Source organism: Methylorubrum podarium (assembly GCF_022179745.1).
GTDB classification, from domain to species: Bacteria; Pseudomonadota; Alphaproteobacteria; order Rhizobiales; family Beijerinckiaceae; genus Methylobacterium; species Methylobacterium podarium.
In genome coordinates, this window is record NZ_BPRD01000268.1 from 1 (window position 1) to 8,373 (window position 8,373).

General features: G+C 69.2%; 8 protein-coding genes. 2 read left to right on the top strand and 6 right to left on the bottom strand.

Annotated features, from left to right (window positions below; genetic code table 11):
- Positions 1-593, top strand: a 593-nt coding sequence (locus MFF42_RS13925) for a manganese catalase family protein (RefSeq protein WP_238256266.1), incomplete at its 5' end; no start/stop codon positions are given.
- A 90-nt stretch (positions 594-683) separates the two neighbouring features.
- On the opposite strand, the gene MFF42_RS13930 is transcribed toward MFF42_RS13925, so the two are convergent.
- From MFF42_RS13930 to yajC, 6 genes are all read right to left on the bottom strand, one after another.
- Positions 684-2,354, bottom strand: a complete 1,671-nt coding sequence (locus MFF42_RS13930; RefSeq protein WP_238256267.1) for a methyl-accepting chemotaxis protein — start codon at positions 2,352-2,354, stop codon at positions 684-686.
- A gap of 147 nt (positions 2,355-2,501) precedes the next feature.
- Positions 2,502-3,398: a phytoene/squalene synthase family protein gene (locus tag MFF42_RS13935; protein WP_238256268.1), complete on the bottom strand. Its 897-nt coding sequence runs from the start codon at positions 3,396-3,398 to the stop codon at positions 2,502-2,504.
- A 29-nt stretch (positions 3,399-3,427) separates the two neighbouring features.
- On the bottom strand, positions 3,428-3,826 hold the full coding sequence (locus MFF42_RS13940; RefSeq protein WP_238256269.1) for an Mth938-like domain-containing protein: 399 nt from the start codon (positions 3,824-3,826) through the stop codon (positions 3,428-3,430).
- A 101-nt stretch (positions 3,827-3,927) separates the two neighbouring features.
- Entirely contained in the window at positions 3,928-4,872 is a 945-nt protein-coding gene (gene secF / locus MFF42_RS13945) for a protein translocase subunit SecF (protein WP_238256270.1), read from the bottom strand.
- Positions 4,873-4,978: 106 nt separating this feature from the next.
- Positions 4,979-6,580 (bottom strand): protein translocase subunit SecD, encoded by a 1,602-nt coding sequence (gene secD / locus MFF42_RS13950; RefSeq protein WP_238256271.1) that lies wholly within the window; start codon positions 6,578-6,580, stop codon positions 4,979-4,981.
- A gap of 149 nt (positions 6,581-6,729) precedes the next feature.
- Positions 6,730-7,062 carry a preprotein translocase subunit YajC gene (gene yajC, locus MFF42_RS13955; protein ID WP_238256272.1) on the bottom strand — a complete coding sequence of 111 codons (333 nt, stop codon included), beginning with the start codon at positions 7,060-7,062 and terminating at the stop codon, positions 6,730-6,732.
- 221 nt (positions 7,063-7,283) lie between these two features.
- Here yajC and MFF42_RS13960 point away from each other — a divergent pair, with 221 nt between their 5' ends.
- The gene (locus MFF42_RS13960) at positions 7,284-8,162 is read left to right on the top strand and encodes an ATP-binding protein (RefSeq protein WP_238256273.1); all 879 of its coding nucleotides are present in this window, start codon (positions 7,284-7,286) and stop codon (positions 8,160-8,162) included.
- The last annotated feature ends 211 nt before the right edge of the window (positions 8,163-8,373 follow it).

An 8,373-nucleotide genomic window follows, 5' to 3' on the forward strand; every position in this document is an offset into this window, starting at 1 on the left:
GGCGCCGCGCCGCCGCCGTTCGAGAGGAAGGCCGCGGCGCGGCGCCGATCAACAGCAACGGCGCCTCCTGGAACAACGACTTCATCACCTCGACGGGCAACGTCGTCGTCGATCTCCTGCACAACTTCCACCTCGAATGCGGCGCGCGCCTGCACAAGCTGCGCGTCTACGAGACCCTGTCCGACCCGACGGGGCGCGAGGTCTGCGGCTACTTGCTGGTGCGTGGCTCGGTCCACGCCCACGCCTACGCGCTGGCGCTCAAGCAGATCACCGGCGTCGATCTCGACAAGTTCCTGCCGACGCCGAATATCAACCTCGACAAGATCCCCGAGTGCCAGAAGTACCTGCAGGAGGGCTCGCACCGCCGGCTCTACACCTGGAGCCCGAACGATTACCGGGACATCGCCGGGATCTGGAACAGCGGCGAGCACGCGCTGCCGGGCGATCCGCCGGGTGAACTGGAGGTCGTCGAGGGCATGCCCGACGGCGGCAAGATCCACCAGCTCACCGGCATCCCCTCGGCCTTCGCGCCCGACTACGCGCCGGAGGAGATGTTCGAGATCGCGCAGAAGCTGACGAAGAAGGCGCGCTGAGGCGACCCTCCTCGGCCGATCCGATCGTGCGTCGATCCAGGCGGTCGCACGACAGCATTCGCCTGAGGTCGTGCGGTTTCTCGCGCGGCCTCAGGCGGTGCGCACGGTCTGAAGGAAACGGGAGACCTCCGTATTGAGGTGCTCTGACTGCTGCGACAGTTCGGACGCTGCCGACAGCAGATGGCTGGCCGCGTTCCCGGTTTCCTCGGAAGCCTGCGCCACACCGGTGACGCTGGAGGTGACCTCGTTCGTGCCGCTCGCGGCCTGGGCCACGTTGCGCACGATCTCCTGCGTCGCCGCACTCTGCTGCTCGACCGCCGCCGCGATGCTGGCGGCCGTGCTGTCGATGTCGCGGATGCGGCTGGTGATGCCGCTGATGGCGATGACCGCCTGATCGGTCGCGCCCTGGATCGCCCCGATCTGCCCGGCGATCTCGTCCGTGGCGCGCGCCGTCTGGCCGGCGAGTTCCTTCACCTCCGTCGCCACCACGGCAAAGCCCCGGCCCGCCTCGCCCGCGCGCGCCGCCTCGATCGTCGCGTTGAGCGCCAGCAGATTCGTCTGCGAGGCGATGTTGGAGATGAGCCCGACCATGTCGCCGATCTTGGCGGAGGTGAGCTTCAGCGTCTGAACGAGACCCGCCGTCTTGTCGGCCTCGGCGACCGCCATCTGAGCCAGTTCGGCCGAGCCCTGCACTTGGCGCCCGATCTCGCGAACCGAGGCGCCCAGCTCCTCGGCTGCGGCGGCCGCCGCTCCGACGGTCGAGGATGCTTCCTCGGCGGAGGCCGCGACGGAGACCGAGCGGGACGCCGTCTGAGCGGCGGTGGATGTGAGTTGCTCGGCGGTGGCGCGAAGCTCGGTGGCGGACGAGGACACCATCCCGACGATGCTGCCCACTGCCGCTTCGAACCCGTCCGCCATCTGGCGCATGCCGGCCTTGCGCTGCTCCGCGGCCGAGGCGCGGGCCTGCTCGGTTTCCTCTTCCAGGCGGCGGGTCCGGATCAGATTGACCCGCGACGCCTCGACCGCACCGGCGATGGCACCGATCTCGTTGGTCCGATCGAGGTGGGGAACATCCGTCTCCGCGTCACCCTCCGCCAGCCGCCGCATCCGGCCGATCAAGCGATCGAGCGGGCGCGTCAATCCGAGAATGACGAAGGCCAAGCCGGCCAGGGCGATCGCGAGGGCGACACAGCAGAGCACAACCGACATCCGGATCGCATGTCCGTAGGCGCTCTCTGCGTCAGCCTTGGACTGGTCCCCACCCTTGATGTTGAGCGCGGTGTCCTCATCGAGCTGCTTCAGGGCGGCATCGAAGGAGGCGCGCGAGGCGGCGAAAAGCTCCCTCATCCGCTTGTGGTCGTTGTCGTAGGCGGCGGCCTTGAGCTGGGTCCGCACACCGAGATAGTCGGACCAGGACCGGCGATACGCATCCCAGAGGTTTCGCTCTTCATCGCTCGCAATCAGCGACGCGTAGCGATCAGCCGTCCGGGCGGCTTCGGCAAGGCGCTGCTCCGAGATCTTGTCCAGCTCCGCGACAGGTTCGACCGCCGTGACGAAGCGCGCATCCACGAGACGCAGACGCGTGATCCTGTATTTCAATTCGCCGAGTTCGCGCACACTCGGCATCCAGTTTTCGGACAGTTCGCTCGCCCTGTCCCTGACGGTCCGCAACTGCGATGTCGCGACGACGCCTTGGACGACGATTGCAATCGATAGTCCGCCGATCAAGGTGAACAATGTGCCTTTGATCTTCAAACTCATCGCTGGCCCCGTAGCCGTCCAGCGCGATATTGGACTAACGAATGTAAAGATGCCATAAAAAGATTATCATTTGTCAAGAATGCGCCGTCCCCCTGGCCTATTGCAGGGAGGGGGGACGGCGCAATGAAGAAGCGAATGGAGGGGACGTCACCGCCCCATGCGCGCCGCCCGCCACAGCCGCCACAGGCGGCGCCAGCGGGCGATCTCGATCACGCTGTTGAGCGGATCGTAGCCGGGGCGCTCCATCGCCGCGAGATAGGGCTCCACCAAAGCCGTCGGCAGGAAGGCCGGCCGGGCGGCGGGGGCGATGGTGGCGCGGGCCGCCTCGCAGGCGGCGAGATGGCGGCGCGCCAGCGCCCGCAGCTCGGCGCAGCTGCGCACGAGGCCCGGTCCGCCGCGGCCCGAGACGATGTCCTCGCGGGTGACGCCGTTCTGGCGCAGCAGGTCGCCCGGCAGGTAGACCTGTCCCTGGCGCGCGTGCCAGGGCAGCGACCGCAGCAGGCCGGTGATGCCGTAGGCGACGCCCGCATGGCCGGCCGCCGCCGCGCCGCCGGGCTCGGCTCCCTCCGCGAGCACGAGGCCGGAGAGGCGGATCAGCGACGAGGCGGTCTCGCCGCAATAACCCTCCAGGTCGTTCACCCGCGGCATCGGGTCGTCGTAGAGGTCGAAGACCCGGGCATCGATCAGGTCGACGAAGGGCTGGCGTCCGAGGCGGCGCACGACGATCGCGTCCTCGAGCGCCGCGGCGACGGGGTTGGCGCGCACGTCGCCCCGCGCCTCGCCCTGGAGCGCGTCGCGCCACCATTGCAGGCGGATCTCGCCGGCCATCGGGTTCGAGGCCGCCTCGCGGACGCGGGCGATGGTCAGGCTGAAGGCGGCGAGCGCGAAGAGGTGCGGGCGGAAGGCGGCGGGCGCGAACAGGGCGGCGAAGTAGCGGTCCGGGTCGCCCTCGCGCACCAGCTCCTCGCAGTGCCGGAAGGCGAAGGCGAGGCCGCCGTTGCCGGCCTCCGGGCTCGTCTCGGTTCGGGTCTCGGGGCGCGTCATGGAGCGGGGCTCATGCGGCGTTCTGGAACTCAGGTGACGGCGATCAGCGCGGCCGCGACCTTGCGGTTCTCGGCCATCAGGATGTTGTAGGTGCGCGCCGCCGCCCCCGTCTGCATGGCATCGACGCCGATGCCCGCGGCCTTCAGGCGCTGGCGCAACGCGTCGGGCAGGAACACGATGTCGGCGCCGGTGCCGATCAGGAGCAGTTCGATCCCCTCGGCCTCGGCGATCACCGGCGCGAGGCTCGGCCCGTCGATGGCGGACGGGGCGCTCACGTCCCAGGCGCGGATGCCCGAGGGCAGCAGCAGGATCGAGCCGCGATGGGACATCTGCCCGAAGCGGAAGCCGCCATTGCCGTAGGCGTCGATGCCGTGGCGGCCGGGCAGGAAGCCGTCGTGGATCTGACCCGGTACCCGTCCCTCGCTCACGCCGCGCCTCCCCTCATCCCGTACCGGACGATGTCGGACGCCCGGTCGCCGGCCGCTTCCCCTCGGCTGCGACGGGGCCGCGGGCGTTCGGCGGGAGACACTTACTCGGCCGCCTGAGGCACGCCGGCCTCGCGATGCGACGCCTTCGAGCCCGACAGGCGCAGGCCGATATAGATCAGCGCCGGCGTCGAGACGAAGATCGCCGAGTAGGTGCAGATCACCACGCCGCAGAGCATCACCACGGCAAATCCCTTGATCGCCTCGCCGCCGAACAGCACCAGCGCCACGAGCGACAGGGTGGTGGAGAGCGAGGTCATCACCGTGCGCGACATGGTGGAGTTGATCGAGAGGTTCAGGAGCTCGACCACCGGAATCGTCTTGTAGCGGCGCATCAGTTCGCGGGTGCGGTCGAACACCACCACCGTCTCGTTGAGCGAGTAGCCGACGATCGTCAGGATCGCAGCGATCGAGGTCATGTTGAACTCGATGCGGGTGATGATGAACACGCCGACCGTGAGCACGATGTCGTGCAGGGTGCCGACGATGGCGCCGAGCGCCAGCTCGCGCTCGAACCGGAACCACAGGTAGAGCAGCACGGCGAGCACTGAGAGCACGACGCCGACCGTGCCGGACTGCACCAGCTCGCCCGAGACGCGCGGGCCCACCGTCTCGGTGCGGCGGAAATCGTAGCCGGCGTCGAAGGCGGCGTGCGCCTTCTGCATCACCGCGGTCTGGCCCTGCTCGCCGGGCTGGAGCGGGAAGCGCACCAGCACCTGCCCCTGGCCGCCGAGCTCCTGCACCTCGGTCTCGCCGAAGCCGAAGCCGTTGGCGGTGTGGCGGATCTCGGCGACGTCCGCCGTGTGGCCGGCCTTGGCCTGCAGCTCGACCAGGGTGCCGCCCTTGAAGTCGATGCCGAAATTGAGCCCGACCGTGAGGAACAGCACGAGGGTGACGACCGACATCACCGCCGAGAGCGGGAAGGTGACGCGCCGGAACCGCATGAAGTCGAAATGCGATTCGTCGGGCCAGAGGCGGAGCAGGCGCATGGTCGGTCTCAGATCATGAAGGCGCGGCGCACGGGGCCTTGAGCCTTGCGAAGCGGTCTCGCGGCCCGCGTCAGACGGGCCGCGCGTCATCCCCGAACGGGGTTCGTCAGAACGGCAGGGCCTTCGGCCGGAACCAGTTGTACCACACCGCGATCATCATGCGCGTCAGCGTCACGGCGGTGATGACCGTGGTGAGGATGCCGAGGATGAACACCACGGCGAAGCCCTTCACCGGGCCCGAGCCCATGAAGAACAGGAGCAGGGCGGCGATCGCCATGGTCGAGTTCGAATCGATGATGGTGGCGAACGCCCGGTCGAAGCCGGCCTGGAGCGCCGAGACCAGGGAACGGCCGGAGCGCGCCTCCTCGCGCATGCGCTCGTAGATCAGCACGTTCGAATCGACCGCGGTGCCGATGGTGAGCACGATGCCGGCGATGCCGGGCAGCGTCATCGTCGCCTCCAGCACCGACATCAGGCCGAGGATCAGGCCGACATGGACGATCAGCGCGATGTTGGCGATGAAGCCGAAGGTGCCGTAGGTCGCGAACATGAAGGCGATGACGAGGCCGGCGGCCACCAGCGTCGCCATCTTGCCGGCCTCGATCGAGTCGCGGCCGAGGCCGGGGCCGACCACGCGGCGCTCGACGACGGTGAGCTTGGCCGGCAGCGCGCCCGCCCGCAGCAGGATCGAGAGGTCGTTGGCGTCCTTGACGGTGAAGTTGCCGGTGATCTGGCCCGAGCCGCCGGTGATCGCCGAGCGGATCACGGGGGCCGACTGCACCACGCCGTCGAGCACGATCGCCATGCGCCGGCCGACATTCTCCGAGGTCGCCTGACCGAAGCGCTGGGCGCCGCGCAGGTTGAACTTGAAGCTCACCATCGGCTCGTGGGTCTGCGGGTCGAAGGCGGGCTGGGCGTCGGTGAGGTCGCTGCCGTCGGCCATGACGCGCCGCTCCACCGGCACCTTGGCGCCGCCCTCGTCCTTCGAGGTCAGCAGATCGACGTCGCCCGAGGGCGAATCGGCGATCATGCGGAATTCGAGCTTGGCGGTCTTGCCGAGCTGGTCCTCCAGCTCCTGCGGGTTCTGCAGGCCCGGCACCTGGACGAGGATGCGGTCCGAACCCTGCTGCTGGATCGACGGCTCCTTGGTGCCGCCGAAATCGATGCGCTTGCGCACGACCTCGATCGCCTGGCTCACGGCGCGGCGGGTGCGGTCGTTGACGCCGGCATCGGTGAGGACGAGCTGGATCGTGCCGTTCTCGGACTCGTTGACCGTCAGGGTCTGGCCGCCGGCGGCCAGCGGGTTGTTGATCGGCTGGGCGAGCTCGCGCAGCTTCGGCATCACCTTGGCGCGGGCCGCCGCGTCGGGGATGCGCAGCTCCACGCCGCGGTTGATCACGCGGATGCCGCCCTCGGGCGAGACGGAGGCCTCGCGCAGGATGCGGCGCACGTCGTCGCGCAGGCCCGTGACCATCGAGCGGACGAGGTCCGGCTGGTCGATCTCCAGCAGGATCTGCGAGCCGCCCTGGAGGTCGAGGCCGAGCACGATCGCCCGTTGCGGGATGATCCAGCTCGGGAACCACGACGGCAGCGAGGCCATGAAGGCCTTGCGGCTGTCGGCCGGGATGAAGCTCGGGACGGCCAGGCTCAGGCCGATCAGGATGACGGCGAGCGTCGCGACGATCTTGGTTCTCGAGAAGCGCAGCATCCGCCCGGTTCCGACTTTTTTTGTCATGGGTGCCGGCCGTTCACGGCCGGCACACGCGTGTGGCGCCTCGGAAGGCCTCGCGAAGCTCCCGGTCGCTCACCGGTCTCGCTCGAGCGACGACGGCGCGGCGGGAGTCTCGTCGAAGACGCTCAGGAGGCCTTGACCGGGGCGCCCTTGACGCGAACCTCGGAGATCATTGTGCGCACCACCTTCACGCGCACGTTCGGGGCGATCTCGACCTCGATCTCGGAGGCGTCGTCGGCGACCTTGGTGACCCGGCCGACGAGCCCGCCGGTGGTCACGATGGTGTCCTCCCGGCGGACGTTCTTCACCATGCTCTGGTGATCCTTGAGCCGGCGCTGCTGCGGGCGCAGGATCAGGAAGTACATGATCACGAAGATCAGGACGAAGGGCACGAATTGCAACGCGACGTCCGCGCCGCTTCCGGCACCGGCTCCTTGCGCGAAGGCGGGGGTGATCAACGCGAAAACTCCTGATCCGAGGCATGCAGCCCGTCAGGCCCGGCGGCGCCGAGCCTTGCGACGACGAGCCTGCCGAAAAGCGCGCGGACTATAGCGAGGGGCGACTCGAAAGCAACGGCGGGACGATGCATCAGGGGCCGCGGCCTGATGGTTCCCCTTCTCCGCCCGTTGCGCCTAAAAGGCGCTCTCCCCTGAAACCGGACAAGCCCCCGGACGCCATCATGGCCGCAGAGCCGACGCCCGCCGACCTTCTCCCGCTCCTGGAGCGGATCGCCGCAGCCCTGGAGCGCGCGGCCCCGCCCGCCGTCCCGAAGGTGGACACCGGCGCCGCCGACGCCTTCCTGTGGGGGCCCGAGCGCCGGCTGATTCCGGTGCCGCGGGTCAACCGGGTGGAGATCGGCATCCTCACCGGCATCGACCGGGCCCGCGACACGCTGGTGGAGAACACCGAGCGCTTCGCCCGCGGCCTGCCCGCCAACAACGCCCTGCTCTGGGGCGCGCGCGGCATGGGCAAGTCCTCGCTCGTCAAGGCGGCGCATGCGGAGATCAACGCCCGCCGGCCCGAGGGCAGCCGGCCGATGAAGCTCGTGGAGATCCACCGCGAGGACATCGAGGCGCTGCCCGAGCTGATGAGCCTGCTGCGCAACGATCCCCATCGCTGGCTGGTGTTCTGCGACGACCTGTCGTTCGACGCCGACGACACCTCCTACAAGTCGCTCAAGACCGCGCTCGACGGCGGCATCGAGGGGCGGCCGGGCAACGTGCTGTTCTACGCGACCTCGAACCGGCGCCACCTGCTCGCCCGCGAGATGGTCGAGAACGAGCGCTCCACCGCGATCAATCCCGGCGAGGCGGTGGAGGAGAAGGTCTCGCTCTCCGACCGCTTCGGCCTCTGGCTCGGCTTCCACAAGTGCAGCCAGGACGAATATCTGGCGATGATCCGCGCCTACGCGGAGCGCTATTCCTTGACGATCGAGCCGGACCGGCTGCGGGCCGAGGCGCTCGAATGGGCCACCACCCGCGGCTCGCGCTCGGGGCGCACGGCGTTCCAGTTCATCCAGGATCTCGCCGGGCGGCTCGGGCAGCGACTCGACGGGTAGTTTTTCGCCCGTGCAATCCGGCTTGCCGTGCATCCCCTCGCCCCGCTTGCGGGGAGAGGGCTTCATGCCCCCTTGCCGGGGCATGAAGCGAGGCGGCAGCCGAGGGTGAGGGGGCTTGGTCGGACAAGCCTCGTCCTGAGCCGCCCCCTCACCTTCGCTCCAGCTGCGCCTCCGCTCCCGGCCTGCACGACAAGGTGCAGGCCGGCCTCTC

Excerpts from the sequence above, each read along its gene's own strand:
- secD (WP_238256271.1), bottom strand. The coding sequence starts at position 6,580 with ATGCTGCGCTTCTCGAGAACCAAGATCGTCGCGACGCTCGCCGTCATC.
- MFF42_RS13935 (WP_238256268.1), bottom strand. The coding sequence starts at position 3,398 with ATGACGCGCCCCGAGACCCGAACCGAGACGAGCCCGGAGGCCGGCAAC.
- secF (WP_238256270.1), bottom strand. The coding sequence starts at position 4,872 with ATGCGCCTGCTCCGCCTCTGGCCCGACGAATCGCATTTCGACTTCATG.
- MFF42_RS13960 (WP_238256273.1), top strand. The coding sequence starts at position 7,284 with ATGGCCGCAGAGCCGACGCCCGCCGACCTTCTCCCGCTCCTGGAGCGG.
- MFF42_RS13930 (WP_238256267.1), bottom strand. The coding sequence starts at position 2,354 with ATGAGTTTGAAGATCAAAGGCACATTGTTCACCTTGATCGGCGGACTA.